14 protein-coding genes and 1 tRNA gene are annotated in these 18,665 nt (G+C 49.3%); 2 read left to right on the top strand and 13 right to left on the bottom strand.

Annotation, left to right across the window (positions count from 1 at the left end; translation table 11 throughout):
- Position 1 precedes the first annotated feature (1 nt).
- On the bottom strand, positions 2–607 hold the full coding sequence (locus tag FD19_RS00520) for an ECF transporter S component (protein WP_054749211.1): 606 nt from the start codon (positions 605–607) through the stop codon (positions 2–4).
- A 236-nt stretch (positions 608–843) separates the two neighbouring features.
- Positions 844–927, bottom strand: a tRNA-Leu gene (locus FD19_RS00515).
- Positions 928–1,062: 135 nt separating this feature from the next.
- Here FD19_RS00515 and FD19_RS00510 point away from each other — a divergent pair.
- Positions 1,063–1,530: a GNAT family N-acetyltransferase gene (locus FD19_RS00510; protein ID WP_054749210.1), complete on the top strand. Its 468-nt coding sequence runs from the start codon at positions 1,063–1,065 to the stop codon at positions 1,528–1,530.
- Here FD19_RS00510 and FD19_RS00505 read toward each other — a convergent pair.
- The 8 genes from FD19_RS00505 to FD19_RS00470 all read right to left on the bottom strand — a co-directional run bounded on the left by FD19_RS00505 (position 1,527) and on the right by FD19_RS00470 (position 13,485).
- Positions 1,527–1,982: a SprT family protein gene (locus FD19_RS00505; RefSeq protein ID WP_054749209.1), complete on the bottom strand. Its 456-nt coding sequence runs from the start codon at positions 1,980–1,982 to the stop codon at positions 1,527–1,529. The two genes, FD19_RS00510 and FD19_RS00505, sit on opposite strands and share 4 nt — an antisense overlap.
- Positions 1,983–2,074: 92 nt before the next feature.
- Positions 2,075–2,833: an ABC transporter ATP-binding protein gene (locus tag FD19_RS00500; protein ID WP_054749208.1), complete on the bottom strand. Its 759-nt coding sequence runs from the start codon at positions 2,831–2,833 to the stop codon at positions 2,075–2,077.
- Positions 2,826–3,725 (bottom strand): ABC transporter permease, encoded by a 900-nt coding sequence (locus tag FD19_RS00495; RefSeq protein WP_054749207.1) that lies wholly within the window; start codon positions 3,723–3,725, stop codon positions 2,826–2,828. The genes FD19_RS00500 and FD19_RS00495 overlap by 8 nt, the downstream gene beginning before the upstream one ends.
- Positions 3,726–4,742 carry a tryptophan ABC transporter substrate-binding protein gene (gene trpX, locus FD19_RS00490; RefSeq protein WP_056968874.1) on the bottom strand — a complete coding sequence of 339 codons (1,017 nt, stop codon included), beginning with the start codon at positions 4,740–4,742 and terminating at the stop codon, positions 3,726–3,728. It lies immediately after the preceding gene.
- 317 nt (positions 4,743–5,059) lie between these two features.
- On the bottom strand, positions 5,060–5,494 hold the full coding sequence (locus tag FD19_RS00485; RefSeq protein ID WP_054749206.1) for a hypothetical protein: 435 nt from the start codon (positions 5,492–5,494) through the stop codon (positions 5,060–5,062).
- Between the two features lie 71 nt (positions 5,495–5,565).
- Positions 5,566–8,223 carry a cation-translocating P-type ATPase gene (locus FD19_RS00480; RefSeq protein WP_056968873.1) on the bottom strand — a complete coding sequence of 886 codons (2,658 nt, stop codon included), beginning with the start codon at positions 8,221–8,223 and terminating at the stop codon, positions 5,566–5,568.
- 216 nt (positions 8,224–8,439) lie between these two features.
- Positions 8,440–11,109 carry a GW dipeptide domain-containing protein gene (locus FD19_RS00475; RefSeq protein ID WP_082619458.1) on the bottom strand — a complete coding sequence of 890 codons (2,670 nt, stop codon included), beginning with the start codon at positions 11,107–11,109 and terminating at the stop codon, positions 8,440–8,442.
- A 96-nt stretch (positions 11,110–11,205) separates the two neighbouring features.
- A complete protein-coding gene (locus tag FD19_RS00470) occupies positions 11,206–13,485 on the bottom strand; it encodes a GW dipeptide domain-containing protein (protein WP_056968872.1) in 2,280 nt (759 codons plus the stop codon).
- Positions 13,486–13,656: 171 nt separating this feature from the next.
- Between FD19_RS00470 and FD19_RS00465 the strand changes: the two genes are divergently transcribed.
- On the top strand, positions 13,657–14,508 hold the full coding sequence (locus FD19_RS00465; protein ID WP_056968871.1) for a hypothetical protein: 852 nt from the start codon (positions 13,657–13,659) through the stop codon (positions 14,506–14,508).
- 163 nt (positions 14,509–14,671) lie between these two features.
- On the opposite strand, the gene FD19_RS00460 is transcribed toward FD19_RS00465, so the two are convergent.
- The 3 genes from FD19_RS00460 to FD19_RS00450 form a co-directional block, all read right to left on the bottom strand.
- Positions 14,672–16,186 carry a glycosyltransferase family protein gene (locus FD19_RS00460; RefSeq protein ID WP_082619457.1) on the bottom strand — a complete coding sequence of 505 codons (1,515 nt, stop codon included), beginning with the start codon at positions 16,184–16,186 and terminating at the stop codon, positions 14,672–14,674.
- Between the two features lie 91 nt (positions 16,187–16,277).
- A complete protein-coding gene (gene nadE, locus FD19_RS00455; RefSeq protein ID WP_056968869.1) occupies positions 16,278–17,105 on the bottom strand; it encodes an ammonia-dependent NAD(+) synthetase in 828 nt (275 codons plus the stop codon).
- Positions 17,106–17,118: 13 nt separating this feature from the next.
- Positions 17,119–18,594: a nicotinate phosphoribosyltransferase gene (locus tag FD19_RS00450; RefSeq protein WP_056968868.1), complete on the bottom strand. Its 1,476-nt coding sequence runs from the start codon at positions 18,592–18,594 to the stop codon at positions 17,119–17,121.
- Between the last annotated feature and the right edge of the window lie 71 nt (positions 18,595–18,665).

Genomic DNA, 18,665 nt, shown 5'->3' with positions numbered 1-18,665 from the left:
GTTAACGCCGGCGAAACCGTATTAACGCCTGACCCAGGATGGGCGTGATCACTCCAGCCATGATCACCTCAGCAATTGCGTTCACTCCCAGTAGGGCCAACATCACCCAGCCAAAGTTACTGGTATTAGCCCCATGTCCAATAAGCGCGGCGGCCTTGCTGGCGTAAAATACCCACGTCAACGCCACCACCAATAGCGTGTTGGTTAATGCCGCGCCAATACCGGCTATGGCCATCTTAATACTGCCACCAACACCCGTGCGTACACGGGGCAGTAACTGGTTAAACAGTACCCCCGCCACCAAACCGGCCAAAATCCGCGGCAAGAAGGCAATGATGGGATTCCGGAACAGCAAAATCGTGAGCACATCGGACGGCCGCACAAAGGCCATGATCCAACTAGACAGGCCCCACACGGCCCCAAGTGCGGTCCCGTAACTGGTACCCAGCACAACGGCCCCAACGATAACGGTTAGGTGCAGTGTGGTGATGGAAATACCCCCCAGGGAAATGTAGCCCACCATGGGTAATGCTGACTGCAGAATAATTAGTGCTACTAATAGGGACATAATACTGATACGGTAAGCCGAACTACGACGTCGACGCATGGTTACGTCCTCCTTAGAAATTGATACGCCTATTTTACACTAAACTAGCACTGAAAACTTTGCCGACAGCGTAATATGCTACTGACAATGGTGCTAACGTTACTAGTGTCCCCAAGGTCGTGACGTACCCAGTGCCGTGATAGTAGCCGACCCGGAAACGCTACTTCGCTGTGGGGCAAACTGGTCCACTTGATGATACAAAAAAAGAGCACCGACAACGCGATACTCTTCATGAGTGCGGGCGAGAAGACTCGAACTTCCATGGCCCAAGGGCCACAAGATCCTTAATCTTGCGCGTCTACCAATTCCGCCACGCCCGCATATCTGCTATGCTGTGCTCATAAGCACAAGAACTATTATGCCGTGAACCGTAGTTGATGTCAACGCCAATTTAGAATTACGCTGGCGGTTTTGCATGATTACGGACCACATTAACAGCAAAGGAGAACCGATTTATGGCCATTCGTACCGCTCAACTAACCGACGCGCCGACCATCGCGCGTCTGCACCAACAACTAATCAGTGAGCTTGCCCAGCTGAATCCCACCATGTTCAAACCACTCGGTGAGCCTGACTTACAAGCCGTCGCCAAATACATCGTAGGCGATAGTGCCACCGCTTTTGTCCATGACGTGCAGCCCGTAGACGCCTTTGCCACCGTCACCACCGCCACGACTGGTGCAGGCCCCGGCATCATCCCCCACCGCTTTGCGTACCTAGTTGACATCTACGTGGCCCCGACCGCTCGCCGTCACGGCGTTGCCAGCGCGTTATTAGCGGCCGTGCAAACTTGGGCAACCGCAGCGCACCTCGACTTTGTCCAGCTTAACGTTGCGGCCACTAACGAGGCCGCCCGCGCCCTGTACCAGCATTTGGGGTACACGCCACAATATACTACGCTCCAACTGCCACTCAACCACTAACCAGGTTTGTTGACCAAGACCAGGCGACCATGGCACCGACTGCAAACGTACCGCTTGGTGTTAATGTGTCGCCGCCGCGGATACTCCGCGCCGCAGCGGGTACAACGATACAATAATGTCGATTGTGGGCGGCCGCTGGTCAGTGCGGGAGCGTAGCGTAAACCATCCACCTGCTGTAATAACCGTCGAAAATCCCGGTCACGGTGCTTGTAGCCGCGATGGGCTCGGTATAAGTGGTAGTGGGTCAGCTCATGACGAATAATGCCCACCTGGGTGGCGTGATCTACTACCGCAAACATGCGGGTATTGAACTCCAGGTGCATATCCCCCGGGAAGAAGCGCCCACCCGTGGTGCGCAACCGACCATTGAACACTGCCTGGTCAGTGAATGGGCGACCAAAGTCTTGGGCGCTGACACGTTCAACTAAGTCCTGTAACTCCTTCGCGTTCATACCGACACCTCCCCGAGTTAGATTGGCACCTATTGTACTACAAAAAGGCGGCGTACACTCCCAACTGGGCCTGTACGCCGCCGATTTTAGCTCTACGCAAAGTACTGCAGTAAGTCTGCCCGGGAAAGCTGCTGCTTCTCGTCACCACTGTAATCCGCCACGATGTGACCCGCATCAACCACAATGAGTCGGTTACCGTAGTTGAGGGCGTCGTCCATCTGGTGGGTCACCATCAAGCACGTTAAGTGATTCTCGGCGACGATCCGCTGAGTCAATTCCATGACGGCTTGGCTCGTATGCGGATCCAGGGCGGCGGTGTGTTCGTCCAGCATCAACAATTCTGGATTGCGCATAGTGGCCATTAGCAGTGACAAGGCCTGCCGTTGGCCCCCAGATAATTCTTCGGTTGGCTTATTCAGCGCCTCGTCCAAGCCGTTGGGCGCTAACGCCGTAATTGCCTTAAACCGCGCCATCTGTGCCCGCAGTGCGCGCGATTTCAGACCAAGCCGCTCGCCGCGGTGCGAGGCCAGCGCGAGGTTTTCGGCCACCGTCATCCGTGGTGCGGTCCCCATCTTGGGATCCTGGAAGACGCGCGCAATCAGACGCGCGCGTTTTTCCGGTGACTCGCGGTCTACCCGCTGGCCAGCAATATGAATCGTACCGTGGGTGATTTCGAGATCCCCAGCAATGGCGTTAAACATGGTCGACTTGCCCGCGCCGTTGGTACCAATGACCGTGGCAAAGTCGCCCTGGTCAAGCTTGAGGTTAATGTTGGACAGTAACGTTTTGACCTCATGACCAGCCACCACGTTGACCGCAACGTCTTTGAGTTCTAGCTGTGTGTTAGTCATCGCTACTTACCCCTTTCCGTAGCGTGCGCTTCAAACGGAACCGGTCGTTCAATTGCGGCAAAATGATGGACAACGCCAGGACCACGGCCGAGACCAACTTGAGGTCGTCCGCAGAGAAGCCCAAGTCCAGCACGATTACAATGACAAACCGGTACACGATGCTGCCTAAGACTACGGCAATCAACCGCTGGCTCAGGGTCAATTCACCAAAGAGCACTTCGCCAATGATAATGGCGGCGAGGCCAATGACGATGACCCCCACCCCCATCGAGACGTCGGCATAACCATCACTTTGGGCAACCAGCCCGCCAGATAAACCGATCAGGCCGTTACCCACTACCAAGCCCAGCACCTGCATGTGGTCAGGATTAATCCCTAGAGAGCGCGCCATGTTGCGGTTATCACCGGCAGCAATGAAGCCTTGGCCCAAACGCGTGTTGAGAAACACCATCAGTAGTGCCACCACGATGGTGACCACAATGAAACCAAAGATGACGCTACCGATATAGGGCGGCATGCTATTCATCCACTTACCGGTAAAGAGGTTTTTCATCCCCAGTAACGACAAGTTTGACTGCCCCATAATCCGCAGGTTCACCGAGTACAGCGCCGTCATCACCAGAATGCCGGCTAGTAGTAGCGGCATGTGGCCCTTGGTGGCCAATAAACCCGTGATCAATCCGGCCACCATGCCCGCCAACGCAGCGAGAATCGTCGCAATGATGGGGCTGACCCCATGTGCAATGGCCGTGACGGCTACCGCCGCGCCAAACGGGAACGTCCCTTCAACGGTCATATCGGGAAAATCGAGGATCCGGAAAGTCAGGAACAAACCAATGCCCATGATACCGAACAGTAAACCTTGACTAATTGCTGAAATCCATACACCCATTTATTTCACAACCTTTCCGGAAGCTTTTGCCTCCCGCATTAACTGCGCGGGAATCTTGATACCTAGCTGATTGGCAACTTTTTGGTTGATTACCAAATCACCCTTGGTCATAAACTCAACGGGGGTGGTGGCAGGATCTTGACCCTTGAGGATGCGTGCCACCATCTTGCCGGTCTTTACGCCCAAGTCGTACTGGTTCAACCCCACCGTGGCCAAGCCACCGTCTTCAACCATCGTGTCAACAGTTGGGAAAATTGCCTTTTTGGCGCCATTCGCCACACTCGCCAACGTTGGCATGGCACTAGCAATGGTGTTATCAGTTGGAACAAAAATCGCGTCAACCTGCGTCACCATCTGTTGGGCTACCTGCTGGAGATCATTGGTCGAGTTGATAGAAAATGTCTTGATGGTAAAGCCGTACTTAGGTGCCTTTTGTTCGACCAACTTCACTTGTGCTTGCGACGAATCGTCTGAACTGGTGTAGATTACGCCTAACGTTTTAGCGTGTGGTAAAATCTTGCGAATCAATTGGAGTTGTGCGTCTATGGGCGCCTGGTCGGACACACCAGTCACGTTGCCGCCGGGCTTCTTCACACTGTCAACCAGCTTGGCTGACACGGGGTCGGTAATGGCTCCCATGACCACCGGAATCTTGCTGGTCGCGTTCGCCAGCGCCTGCGCCGATGGGGTCGCAATGCCCACCGTGGCGTCCTCCTTTTCGTTTACGAACCGCGTCGCCATCGACTTCAGGTTGCTCTGGTCATTTTGCGCGTTCTGAAAATCGATTTTGAGGTTCTTCCCCGCGGTATAACCTTCATCTTTGAGTCCGGCCACAATTCCTTTGTGAATTGCGTTCAGCGCCGGATGTGACATCAACTGTAAGATCCCGACCTTCTTCACTACTTGATGTTGACGCGGCTTGCTGGTACTGGCGGTATGCTGCGGCATCACGTCAGCAATGTAGCAACCGGCAACGAAGAGCACCAAGGCGGTAATAAATGCAATCATTCGTTTCATAGCGTTTCTCCTTCTCCCTCGTGACAACTACAAACGCAGGCAAAGAAAAAGACTCCCACAAAGTTAATTGCGGAAGTCTATTGTGTGCTCCCGCATAGGACTGATCCTTCATGGATGCCTATGCGGTCACGGTGAAACAAACCAACATAGACACAACCTGCGTCTTGGCAGATTGCGTCTACGCAACCCACCCCATGTTAGCTTTGCCACCAACCATTGAGTTTAGTACTGGGGTTAAACATGTTGGTTTCCTTCTTTCCCGATTGATTAATATATGATGAGTGTACCGTGTGGCGGCGGGTGGTGTCAATGGCAAATTACACCAATAGCGAAATCTTCTGAATGTACTTCGTAATCTTGTCGGTTTCCGCGTCTTGCGCCTGTTCAGCGGCATTAAACTTCGCTACGTCGATGGTCCCCCCATCCTGCAGACTGTCGGTCATATCCTGGCATCCCTGCACAAAGCGGTTGAAGGCACCGACCAGTAGCTTGTGGTTACCCAGCAACCGTGCCGGCGCGGCTGCGGCATCCAGCTTGGCTGCCAGTTCACGATACTCAGCGGTACCGTCGGCAAAGCTGCTTTGAATGTCCGTAAACTCTTGACCATCCACTGCAGCTAGCCGATCATCATCGATTGCCGTGCGTAACGTCTGAAACTGCGGGCTCATCCGGTCCTGCAATTTTTCTACGTCCGCCATGACGTCGTTAATTAAACGGCCGTACTGGTACATCTTCTGTTGGTTCTTATTCATGGATAGTTCCTCCGCGTTAAATTAACATAGCAAAACGGCGCCCACATGAGCGCCGTTTGTTGTCTCACAGATTATATTTTAACCTTTAACACCCGCCGTTGGAAGAACTTCACGATTTCCACAACCAAAATCATCAAAATACCAGCACCAGCGACCATGCCCCACTGTAGAGCGTTCAACGTCGTCACGTGGAACAAGCTGTTAAAACCAGGCACCACAACCGTTACCGCCAAGGCCAAAGCAGCCACGCCAATTGCCCAGTTAAACGCCCGGTTGTTCCACACGTGCATAGTAAACAAGGAACCGTGGAGCGATTTCACGTTAAAGGCGTGAAACAATTGGATTAACCCCAACGTCACGTATGCCATGGTCAACGCATCCGCATGCATTGCTGCGTAACCAGTATGCACCGGGAAGGTGATGGCTAACCAGTACACTCCTAGGGTCAATGCACCTTCAAGAAGTCCCTGCCAAATGATGGCTGAACCCACCCCACCGGACAAGAAACTAGAATTGCGGCCTCGTGGTTGCTGCTGCATAATGCCAGGTTCGGTGTGTTCTACGCCCAACGCAATGGCTGGTAACGTGTCGGTTACCAGATTGATCCACAAAATATGCACCGGCGCCAGAATATCCCAACCAATCATGGTCATCATGAACAACGTCAGGACTTCCCCTAAATTGGCGGACAGAAGGTACTGGATAGATTTAGTAATGTTGGCAAATACTTTGCGACCAGCCCGGACTGCATCCACGATGGTGCTAAAGTTGTCGTCTGCCAAAATCATATCAGATGCGCCCTTAGCAACTTCCGTCCCGGTTACCCCCATCGCGATCCCAATATCCGCCGCTTTGAGGGCCGGTGCGTCGTTCACACCATCACCGGTCATCGCCACCACTTTGCCTTGTCCTTGCCATGCATTCACGATACGAACCTTATGCTCTGGGGCTACCCGGGCGTAAACCGAGTAGTCCTGCACGGTGTGAGCAAAGTCTTCATCACTAATCTGGTCGAGCTCTCGGCCAGTAATAACGGCGTGATCATCGCCCGGGGTAATGATACCCAGTCGCTCCGAAATAGCTTGCGCGGTGTCGCGATGGTCACCCGTAATCATCAGTGGCCGGATACCCGCGCGCTTGGCTTCCGCCACGGACTGGCGCACCTCTGGCCGCTCGGGGTCGATCATCGCTACTAGCCCGGCAAAGATGAGTTGATGCTCAATCAATGTAGCGTTCACGTCGTCAGGAATTCGGTCCATAATTCGGTACGCCATCCCCAGCACCCGCAAGGCCTGCGTCGCTAATTGGTGGTTGATACCCAGAATGTCGTCGCGGTCACTCGCTGTTAGGTCGCGTACCCGCCCGTCACGGTCAATCGCAGACGACACCCGCAACAGTTCGTCCGGTGCGCCCTTGGTGGCCACCAAGTACTGGCCGTTACCTAAATCATGGATTGTCGACATCAATTTCCGTTCGGAATCAAACGGCACTTCGGCAACACGTGGCGTCTTGCTTAACTCATCTTGGTAATCAAAGTCGTGCTGCTGAGCAAAAGCCACCAACGCGGTTTCTGTAGGGTCACCCAACAACGTACCGTCATCCTGCCGGTTAGTATCATTAGCAAAGCTCATTACTCGCAGTAACTGACTGTCGGAGTCTACTCCGGCTTTAGCCGGGTGTAATTCACCATCATAATAGGTCTGTTCGACGGTCATTTTATTTTGGGTCAACGTGCCCGTCTTGTCGGAGGCAATGATTTCCGTGCTACCCAAAGTCTCAACTGCAGGTAGCCGGCGCACCAAGGCGTTCTGCTTGGCCATTTTTTGCGTACCTAACGCCAGAATGATTGTCACAATGGCTGGCAGCCCTTCCGGAATTGCGGCCACCGCGAGCGAAATCGCCGTGAGAAACATGTTGGCCGGAGATTCAGAGCCTTTCGCCAGACCGACCACGAAGACAATGGCAGCAATCACCAAAATCAGGACCGTCAACGCGCGGCCCAGCTTGGCTAAATTAGCTTGTAGCGGCGTCTGCATTTCCTTCTGGTTGTCCAGCATGGACGCAATGTGCCCCACTTCAGTGGCCATACCGGTCCCAGTAACCACACCGACACCGCGCCCATAAGTCACGTTGGTACTCATGAACGCCATATTGGTTTGGTCACCCACACCGACTTTATCCGTGATCAGTGCAGTTTGCTTGTTGACGGGTACACTTTCACCCGTCAGTGCGGATTCCTCAATTTGAAGGTTAGCGGACTCAATCAGGCGCAAATCGGCGGGGACGACATCCCCCGCTTCCAGCAGGACAATATCGCCAGGTACCACCTCTGCACTGCGCACAACGACCACTTTGCCATCACGCCGCACGTTGGCGTTGGGACTCGTCATCGCCTGCAACGACTCAATGGCCTGCTCGGCTTTACTTTCCTGAAATACCCCAAAGACGGCATTCAGCAAAACCACCGCCAGGATGATACCGGCGTCTGCCCACTCATGCACGACGACCCCGGCCACCAGTGCCGCCACTAATAGCACGATGATCATAAAATCCTTAAACTGATTCAAAAAGCGTCCAGCCAATGTTTGCTTCTTTTTTGCCGCTAGTGCATTGGGGCCAATTTGCTCTAACCGGCGTTGCGCCTCCTGGGCGGATAAACCATCGGGGGTAGTATGCTGGTCCATTAACACATCTGCGGTATCGCGTTGATAACTGGGTTTGTTTGCCATGTTGCTGCCTCCTCAAATTTTGACCTAGGAATAAAAAAGGCTTATGCACTTCAAGCCAAAATTGGCTCAAGTCCATAAGTCTCACCGGTTTAAGGTAGCACCAGGATTTATCCTTGGTGGCACTACCGCCGACAAGTGGTCGGCTGGTTACTCCCTTATCTTTACTGTTAGTATACACGAATAACTGAATGCGGAGCAAGCACTATTTTCGCCATGTTAGACAACACCACGTGCATCTATCCACCAGCGCGAACCATCGACAAACTGCACGTAAACCCACTTTGTACGAATGGTATCAGCCGTCTTCAAGACGGTCGCAGTTTGCTCGTCATACTGTTTGGCTGTCTTCACGGCCGGAATTTTAGTTGCAACGCTGGTAAAGTACGGTGCCGTTTGGTATAAACCATCGTTACGGTCGTGTTGCTGAACAGTCACCTGATAACTTTGCGGTTGTTCATTAGTAACAGTATCAAATGCCAGAACACCGCATTTATCCATCCACCAAGTTGTCCCATTATTGAGCTTGATTTGCACCCAGGTAGCACGCTTAGTGACTGCCTCGGCAATCACTTGAACTTGCTGGCCATTATATTGCTTAGCAGTCTTAGCTGCGGTCAGGTAGGTGGACTCACTGGTCATATACGGACCTGTTTGGTATAAACCATCGTTGCGACTGTCTTGTACAATTTGTGCGGTATAACTAACTGATTTTAGTGACAATATTGGGTCGTATGGATAAGACACCGCACCCCGCTGATCCATCCACCAAGTTGAGCCATCATTCATCCGTACGTGAATCCAGGTAGCTCGCTTAGTGACCGCTTCACCCAGCAACCGTGCACCTTGACCGTTATACAAACGGGCAGTTTTCCAAGCCGTCGTATAGGTAGCCGTACTCGTCATATAAGGACCCGTGGCGTATAATCCGTCATTTCGCACATCCTGGACAATTTTGACAAAACCACTATCTGATTTTTGAGAAATGATAGAATCAAGAAAACCAACTCCGCGGGAATCCATCCACCAAGTAGCACCATCATTAAAGCGTACCTTCACCCAAGTACCTAAAACGGTTGTTGCCTCCGCAATGGCAGTCGCTCCCTGATCATTATACTGTTTGGCCGTTTTAGTCGCCGGAATGATAGTTTGGGCACTCGTGTGGTAGGGGCCGGTAGCATAAAGCCCATCATTACGATGATTTTGGTCAACAAACACATTTGCATTGAGAACATGTCCATTGGTAATTTGGTCATACGTAGCGATAGCCCGTTTATCAACCCACCATGTCGCGCCCGACGCCAAACGTATCTGTACCCAGTTGGCCTTACTAGTGGTTGCTTCCGCAATGACTGTCACAGCCTGGTTATTAATACTATCAGCGTGCTTAGTTGCGTACAAGAAAGTTGAAGTACTAGTCGTGTACGGACCACTAGCGTACAAACCATCATACCTACCACCTTCGTGAATATAAGCACCGTAATTGACCGACTGTTTATTTGTCACGGCATCAAACATTTTGGTATCTGAAACCTGCTGAACGGCTCTTCGATCAACCCACCAGGTCTCACCCGAGTTAAGCTGAATTTCCACCCACCAAGCGCGTGCTGTTTGGGCCCGACGCAAGACACGTACATATTTCCCGTTCAACGTACGCGCTGAAACCGTAGCGGTAGCTTGGGTTGAGGAACTGGTATAGTAGGGACCGGATTTGTACAGGCCATCATTGCGACTACCCTCCACAATTTGGCCGCCATAGTTAACCGCCACGTTAGACTTGACCGCATCGTAGTGAATGTTTGAAGCCACCGCGTGACCACTAATTGTGTCACCACCGAAAGCAATGTTGTCCAAAATGGTCAAGTGATATTCATCAATTAACTGTATCAGCTTACCAGCATAGGTCGGATCCGTAGCATAGCCGTCGCTATGCAAATCATTGGCCACGGAGCGGTAATCCTTGTTACCAATAATGTTAGCATACCGAGAGTTACCGCTGATAAACGCACCGTGGTCTTCAAAGCTAGCAGTGATTGAGGAATATGCTCGAAATTTGGCGTTCACGGTAACCGTGCGCCCGTTAATCACTTCATTCGTGGCAATGGCGTACGTTGCCCCATGCCAACTAGAGTCGGCCTTAATACCGAACATGTTATGGGCGCGCTCAGAAAGCGTTGATCCACCCCAACCACTTTCCAGAATTGACTGGGCAACAGTAATGGAAGGCAGCACTTTGTGTTCATACCATCCTGCTAATGCCCCTTCTTCCACACTCACAATGTAGTTTTGTTGTTTGGCAGACGAACTAAACGTTGGTTGTGGAATCGTACTTGATACCGCCACAATCTTTTGTGGGGTCTTTGTTGCAATATATTCTTGCATCGCCGCGCTTTGAGCAGCGGAGACACTACTTGCATCCCCATTCACCGTAACAACATGGATGGCAGCCGAAGAGGGCTGGGAAATGTTACTACCAACGCCTGCAGAAGAAGCCGTACTGCTTGCTGGTGCAACAGTTGCAGTGGTAGCAGCAGAACTGACTGCGTTTAATTTTTGGGTGCTTGCGGCATTACCAGCACTACTTGCTTCCTGGGTATTAGCATCAACACTCCTTCGTTGTGCGTCACTACTGGTCGCACTACTTGTTGCTGTAGTCTGAGCATTACTAGCCGCACTGGTTGAGCTTGCTCCAGTTGCGGAGGTCGTATTCTGGCTGGCAGCACTACCCGTCTGACTTTGTTCAGTGGTTGAGACTGTGCTGGCATGAGTTGTACTAATGTTGCCACCAGCAATCACACCCAAAACAACCGCAGAAACAAGCACCACAACAGATTGCGAATAGTGCGAATGTTTATAAAACCTGATTAATTGTTTATTGCTTTTATCCATACCAAAGTTCCTTTACTGATTTCAGTGTTTGCCACATCTATATGTACAGTAAAAGCAAGGTAAGCATATGGCCACCTTGCCTTACTAAAGTAACTATTACTGTTGCGGTGTAACACCACGTTTATCCATCCACCAACTAGACCCATTGGCAAACTTGACAAGTACCCAAGTTGCGCGAGGCGTAGTGGCTTCAACAGTGACAGTAGCTTCTTGACCGTTGAACTGTTTAGCAGTCTTAACCGCCGCCAGCTTAGTTGCCAAACTGGTATAGTATGGTCCCGTGGCGTACAGGCCATCAGTCCGACTCGACTGATTAATCAGCACCTTGTAATTTACGTTCACGCGGTTAGAGATAGGATCAAACGCCAAAATACCGCGTTTGTCCATCCACCAAGTGGAACCATTTTGCAATTTAACCTGAACCCATGTGGCCTTAACCGTAGTCTCTTCCTTAAGGACAGTGGCGGCCTGGCCATTGTATGGCTTAGCGGTCTTGGACGCCGTTGCGTAGGTGGTTTCACCAGTCATGTACGGTCCGTCGTGGTACAAACCGTCATTGCGCGAGTTCTGAATAATCTGTGCATTGTAGCTTACATTACTGGTGGATAATACTTTGTCGAAGCTAAATGGTGCAACGCCACGTTTATCCATCCACCAAGTGGAGCCGTCGGCAAACTTAATGTGGACCCACGTAGCACGCTTCGTGGTTTCCTCACCTAAAACCGTTGCACGCTGTCCGTTGTATTTCTTGGCAGTCTTCCAGGCAGGCACAAAGGTAGAATTATTTGTCATGTAAGGCCCACTAGCATACAGCCCATCATTGCGATTATCTTGACGAACAATAACAGTTGACGTGTTATCGTTTTTAGACAAAATTGAATCAAAAAAGGTAATACCGCGCTCATCAAACCACCAAGTTGAACCATCTTCTAACTTAATCTGAACCCATGTAGCTAATGGTGTCTTTTCTTCCCTAATGGCTGTTGCAGTTTGCCCGTTGTACTTCTTTAAAGTCTTAGCAGCTGGCAAGATTGTTTGTGCACTAGTGTGATAAGGGCCACTAGCATATAAGCCATCATTTCTTTTATCTTGCGTAACGCGCACTGTGACATTACCCAGGGACTTCTCGCCACTAATTGAATCATAAGTTTTAATACCAGCCTTATCCATCCACCAGGTATCACCATTGCTCAAACGGATTTTAACCCATGTTCCGCGACTAGTAGTCTCTTCAGCAAGCACACTAACAGGCTGTTTATCATATTGAGAGGCATGCTTGGCTGCAAATTCAAATGTTGAAGGTCCAGTCATGTATGGTCCATCTTTGTAGAGCCCATCATTGCGATAAGATTGATCCAGATAAGCAGAGTAACTAACAGTTCTGCTGGACAATACCTTGTCGTAATCGACGGTGATACCGCGCTTATCCATCCACCAGACAGCACCTGAAGAAGTTTGAATTTGCACCCAGGTAGCTCGCTTAGTCACTGCCTGGCGCAAAACCTTAACGCTTTGTCCATTCAACGTTTTGGCGCTAACAGTGGCGGGCACACGTGTTTGATCGCTTGTGTAGTATGGACCTGTAGCATACAAACCATCATTACGGTTATTCTCAGAAATAGTTGCATTGTATGTCTTAGCAACATTTGAGGTGATAGTGTCGTAAAAACCACCGTAATCAAAGTACGCTTTAGCCAAATCCAGAAATTGAGAAGTGTTGTACCCCCAACTGTTCAAATAAGCAATTGGGTCTGTGTGGTCAGTACCACCCAAGTAATGAGTAACATCATAATGGGTCCATAACGTCCCAGACCCATTATGTTGCGAGGCCAAAGTTAGGTTCCAACCGTACTCGTGAGCTAAATACGCCACGTACCAAGCCGCGTTACTAATTGAATGTGCAAAATCATTACGGCTCCGCGCAGTGACTAGTTCAAACTGCACGAACCGCTTGTTCCCCTGTGGACCTGATCCCCAACACCCATAGTTGGTATCGTGAATGTTAAGAATAGTTCCAGCATCAATAAATGTGTGTACAAACGCATTCTTCCATCCGCCATTAATTTCATAATTAGCCTCATTACGGGCGCTATAATTAGACGCATTATCCGTATAATGAAAAACCACACCAACCGGCTTATTACCACTAGTGTTGTACTTAAACATCTGAAAGGTATGCAATTCTTTCGTGATGCCCACGGGCTGAATTTTATTGTTCGCAATATAACTATTGATAGATGAGCCTGTATGTAACTCGCTCTGCGTGATCACCGCCGCATTAACTTTTGGGGAACCCACACCCGTATAACCTGCCAACACCGCCGCGGAGATTAATCCCACCACACTGGCGGTAGCCACTTTAACAATTTTATTCATATCAATTCTCCCGTAGTAACCCACTAACTTCACTTTGCTATTATACAAGAAAATCTTAAGAATTATATTACACTTTTATTGCGAATTCGGCTGTTAGCACTTGCCTTTTGAAGCCGATTTATCCATCATAAGTGGTGTCATGATGGATTGGAAAAGAATGGAGTAGATAAAATGACAACAAAGGGTTTATTCGTTACTGTTACCACACTAGCTACTTTAGCAATTTTGGGAGCCGCATGTAGTACTGATAATAGCAAAACGGCCAAAGGCGCCATTACTTCTGGCAATGAAAGCATGAAAAGCAGCAACTACTCGGCCGCTGAAGCTTACTACAAAGTAGCCCAGCAAAATGACACAGAGAATAAAAAAGCTGCTAGTTATGCTAAGGCAGCAAAAAGTCTTGCGTCAGCGGACAAGCAAATGAACAACTATCACCTAGCTACCGCGCTAAAGCAGGCTAAGTCAACCCACAATGGCACTTCAGCCATCAATGCTGCCAAGAAACGGCTCGTCAAAAAAATCACTGTGCGCCAGCAAACCATTAAGGCATTCAACCACGAAATTGCGTTAGCGAAAACGGCCGCGAGCAATGGTAATTCCGCGTCAGATCTGGGCACCATTAATGACTTGTTAGGCGACCACGATATCCAAGCGAAACAATACTATCAGATTCAGATTAAAGCACTCAAACTCAAGGTCAGCCTGCTCAAGGGCGCAACCGCCAATACCGATGCTAATGAAAGTACCACCGGCAGTGCTACGACGAATAGTAACAATTCATCATCAGACAATAACCCCTCTTCGAGCATTTCCTCGTCAACATCATCATCTGACCATGACGGGAGTGACGCAGTTTCTAGCGTCACTAGCGCCGAAATTGAACAAGCACGTAAAGATTTACAGTCCGAGGGTGTGGATCCATCAGCTTGGAGCGACGCCGACATTGCTCAAGCCATTCTTAACGCCAAGAAAGATGGCCGAACCAAAGTAAAAGAATCTGACATGGAAAACTATCAGAATTAAGTGATCATTCATTTCATCCAACGCAACAATGGCATTAAAACGAATAAGGCTCCGTCAAGCAAGTTTAGACCCACTAAATACTTACTTGACGGAGCTTTGTTTACTTATTTGAATTTTGTATTTTCGCTTAATGTCAGAAAATGATTTATCTTCCCAGCGGCTCTCAAGCAGCCTGTTCTTTAAACCACTTAATAATTAAAGCTAATCCTTGCACGGACAAGACTATAATAAAAGGTAAAAACTGGATTACGTATCTACTCCTCCCTCCCTCAAAAATGAGCAAAAATAAACAAAACCCAACCACCGTATATTTCATCAACTGAACTGATAATCGTGCTGAAAATGCGCTGATTAAAGCAAGCAAGATTATTAAAACCCATAGTATTTGTGCGACAAACCCATAACCGTTCTGCTGTCGAACAGCAACACCGTCGCGCATATATAATTTACGTATCGAATTTTCATTAGCATTTCCCTTCTCAAAGGCATCAATAAATGTACCATCTCCGCCCCATGCAAAGGTCCCGTCATTAGTGTTATTCATTTGTTTCTGCACTAAAAACTTTTCATAATTAGTTTTCGAACCAAACGCACTTAATCGCTGTTTCCACAGCTTCCAGTCACTCGCAGAACGCTGCCGGGGGCTTTTAATTCGGTAATCCTTGAAAACATCAGCACGGTTATAACCGCCAGATCCGTGAATTCCCATCGCAGCAAAATGCATCATGGGCAAAGCTTTATTATTGTCGATTTTAACCACCTCGTTGTGATTGCGATAAGCAACAATTGCAGTAGCAGTGACTCCACCACCAACTAACGATATTACTAAGGCCAAAATCATTAAACCACTTACAAAAACCCGTCGTGAAAAAAGGGCAACCAAACTTACAATAACAATAGCAATATAAAAGATTACAAGCGATGGCTTCATAAAATAGCTCACAGCAACAATAACGCCAAGCACTAATGCAAGTGCTATAGTAAAAGTTTTTCTTTTTGAATTCAGTAATTTAACAAAAGTCAATAAACCAATAGAGCTAAGAAAAAAAGCCCAATTGTCGGAATATGGCAGGGATACCCATGGCGTGATACCGAAAACCAGCGTACCCATAATTAAGGAAATCCAAAAGCCCCAGGTACTCCAAAGCAAGTTTTTAACAGCCAGGGCAAGAAAAACAATTCCACCGTCGATAAGCACAATATTGACATAATTAAGCATTACAACAAATGTATGCATGTTTGGCTGTCCAAAAATCAGCCAAAACCAGTGTTCAACCGCTAGTAACATGAAAGTATTAGGGTTACAAGAAAAGTAGTCCGTTACCCAACTCTTCCGCCCCATTGCAGTCCGAACGATAATGCCTGGATCCCAGATACTGTCACCAGATAAAAGATTGACCAGATAACATTGCCAACTTATCAATGCAATTGTAAAGATAGCAAAAATAAGCCAGCGATACTTTACAACTGCGGGTTTAATAGTGTTTATGACGGCGCTAACCCTTTTTCGAAAAACAACTAACAGGGCGGCCATTATGTACGTCAAATCTAACGTCCGCATCCCCGATGAAGACATTCCCTGAATATTAGGTAGAATCAGTCCGACACCACTAGCAAGCGTTATTAGCAATAATGGCACGTAAAAAAGGTTGACAATAGTTTGACTTAAACGTCGCAATTAAGTACACCATCCCACATCAAGAAAAAGTAAATTCTATTTGTATCAGCGTGAAAAAGGGACCGGTCTCCCGTTCCCTAATAGCACCATCTTACCGCCAATACTTATCAAACAACGTTGCCGGCAAATGCCGCTTGTGTTCCGTCTTACGGTACCAAGCTTCAATCTTCTCGGCCACATCATCGGGCACGTCCTTGCCCTCAAGGTAATCATCAATGTTGCGGTAGGTCACACCCAGTGCCGTTTCGTCGGCCAAAGCCGGACGGTTATCTTCCAAGTCCGCGGTTGGAGCCTTCTCGTATAGATGTGCTGGTGCGCCCATAGCTTTGAGCATCGATGCCCCCTGGCTCTTGTTCAGTCCAGTTAGCGGGGTCAGATCAGCACCACCATCACCAAACTTGGTATAAAAGCCAGTCACCGCTTCTGCGGCATGATCAGTGCCAATTACCACCCCATGCGTTTGCCCCGCGATGGCGTACTGCGCAATCATCCGCGCACGGGCCTTAATATTGCCCTTGTTAAAGTCGGAAACCTGTAAGCCATTGGCCTCAACCGCCTGCTCCATCGCGTCTACGCTCGCCTTGATGTTGACGCGCATGGTCTCATCACCTTGCATAAACGCAATTGACTGCATGGCGTCAGCTTCATCAGCCTGCTCACCATAAGGTAAGCGTACAGCGATGAACTTGTAACTGTCATCCCCCGTTTCTTTCCGCATTTCAGACACGGCGCGTTCAGCAAGGGCACCAGCCAAACTAGAGTCCTGACCGCCGGAAATACCCAAAACGTAGGTCTTCAAAAAGGGATTAGCCTTCAAGTAGTCCTTCAAAAAATCGACCCGTTTCCGAATTTCCCTTTCTGGATCAATGCTGGGTACTGCGTGTAACGTTTCAATAATCTGCTTTTGTAATGCTCGCATGTTCAATCTCCCACTAATTTAACTCATTAATCGACTTAGCTACAGCAGCACGAACCTGCTTAATGTAATCCATTTTGTGGTCATATAACTTTTGTGACAGATCCACCGGGTATTCCTGTGGGTTTAAATCACGTTTATATTCATCCCAAAGGGAATCCATGTTGCTTGCTGCATAGGCCCGGATATCGTGTAGATTAGGCAAATCGTAAACCAACTCACCATGATCAAAAATCTCCTGCAGCACCGGACGCGCCGTAAAGTTGTGCAACGTCTTGTTAATGTACGTGTAATTAGGATGGAACATGTACAGCTCGGACTGAGCCGCCGGATCCTCATCACTGACCGCGATGTAATCCCCTTCTGACTTACCATCCTTCGTATCGGTAATACGCCAAACCTGTTTCTTACCGGGCGTTGAAACCTTCTCGGCGTTGCTCGATAGCTTGATGGTGTCGACCATCTGGCCATCGCCGTTTTCAATTGAGACCAGCTTGTAGACTGCCCCTAATGCTGGTTGGTCGTACGCAGTAATTACGCGCGTGCCTACACCCCAAACATCAATTTTGGCTCCCTGCATTTTTAGGTTCTGGATGGTTTTTTCATCCAGGTCGTTGGACGCATAAATTTTCGCTTGATCAAAGCCAGCCTCGTCGAGCTGCTGACGCACCCGTTTACTGATGTAGGCCATATCACCGCTATCAATCCGAACACCCTGAAAGTTAATCTTGTCACCCATTTCTGTGGCCACACGAATTGCGCTTGGCACCCCACTGCGTAACGTGTCATACGTGTCGACTAGGAACACACAGTCGTGGTGCGTTTTGGCATAAGCCATCATGCCCTTGTAATCACTACGATAGGTTTGAATAAGTGAGTGTGCATGGGTACCACTGGCCGGAATATCAAAGATTTTGGCTGCCCGCACATTGCTAGTAGCATCAAACCCGCCGATGTAGGCCGCCCGGGTGCCCCACAGTGCCGCATCCATCTCTTGCGCTCGCCGGGAACCAAATTCCAACAGCGGATCGTTCCCCGCCGCGGACCGAATTCGCGCCGCCTTGGTTGCAATCAAAATCTGATAGTTAATGATGTTCAGAATGGCGGTTTCCACCAACTGGCCTTGCGCCAACGGACCTTCAATCTGCATAACGGGTTCATTGTTGAAGACTAAGTCACCCTCCAGAGCTGAACGGATACTTAAGCCCAAACGCATGTCCTTAAGGTATTGAAGAAAGTCCTCTTCATAATCCTGGGTCTCACGTAGGTACGCAATATCCGTGTCACTAAAACGCAGACCTTGCAGATATTGCACCACCCGTTCGAGCCCGGCAAAAACGGCATACCCATTGCCATAGGGAATCGTGCGGAAATACGATTCAAACACTGCGTTGCGTTCCGCGATGCCCTCACGCCAGTAGGTATACATCATGTTAATTTCATACAAATCCGTATGCAGCGCTAGGCTGTCATCGGGAAATGTGGTTGTCATTATATTTCTCCTTCACGGTTATGCGGTGGTCAAACCCCATCGCCTTATTTACAGAAAAAAGCCGTCACGGG

Source organism: Lacticaseibacillus thailandensis DSM 22698 = JCM 13996 (assembly GCF_001436135.1).
In the GTDB taxonomy this organism is placed as follows: domain Bacteria; phylum Bacillota; class Bacilli; order Lactobacillales; family Lactobacillaceae; genus Lacticaseibacillus; species Lacticaseibacillus thailandensis.
Note: the sequence above shows the minus strand (reverse complement) of the source record. Positions and strands in the feature narration are given on the sequence as shown.

Coding starts and splice junctions, on each gene's coding strand:
- FD19_RS00485 (WP_054749206.1), bottom strand. CDS start 5,494: ATGAATAAGAACCAACAGAAGATGTACCAGTACGGCCGTTTAATTAAC.
- FD19_RS00480 (WP_056968873.1), bottom strand. CDS start 8,223: ATGGCAAACAAACCCAGTTATCAACGCGATACCGCAGATGTGTTAATG.
- FD19_RS00520 (WP_054749211.1), bottom strand. CDS start 607: ATGCGTCGACGTCGTAGTTCGGCTTACCGTATCAGTATTATGTCCCTA.
- trpX (WP_056968874.1), bottom strand. CDS start 4,742: ATGAAACGAATGATTGCATTTATTACCGCCTTGGTGCTCTTCGTTGCC.
- FD19_RS00450 (WP_056968868.1), bottom strand. CDS start 18,594: ATGACAACCACATTTCCCGATGACAGCCTAGCGCTGCATACGGATTTG.
- FD19_RS00495 (WP_054749207.1), bottom strand. CDS start 3,725: ATGGGTGTATGGATTTCAGCAATTAGTCAAGGTTTACTGTTCGGTATC.
- FD19_RS00470 (WP_056968872.1), bottom strand. CDS start 13,485: ATGAATAAAATTGTTAAAGTGGCTACCGCCAGTGTGGTGGGATTAATC.
- FD19_RS00465 (WP_056968871.1), top strand. CDS start 13,657: ATGACAACAAAGGGTTTATTCGTTACTGTTACCACACTAGCTACTTTA.
- FD19_RS00510 (WP_054749210.1), top strand. CDS start 1,063: ATGGCCATTCGTACCGCTCAACTAACCGACGCGCCGACCATCGCGCGT.
- nadE (WP_056968869.1), bottom strand. CDS start 17,105: ATGCGAGCATTACAAAAGCAGATTATTGAAACGTTACACGCAGTACCC.
- FD19_RS00500 (WP_054749208.1), bottom strand. CDS start 2,833: ATGACTAACACACAGCTAGAACTCAAAGACGTTGCGGTCAACGTGGTG.
- FD19_RS00475 (WP_082619458.1), bottom strand. CDS start 11,109: ATGGATAAAAGCAATAAACAATTAATCAGGTTTTATAAACATTCGCAC.
- FD19_RS00505 (WP_054749209.1), bottom strand. CDS start 1,982: ATGAACGCGAAGGAGTTACAGGACTTAGTTGAACGTGTCAGCGCCCAA.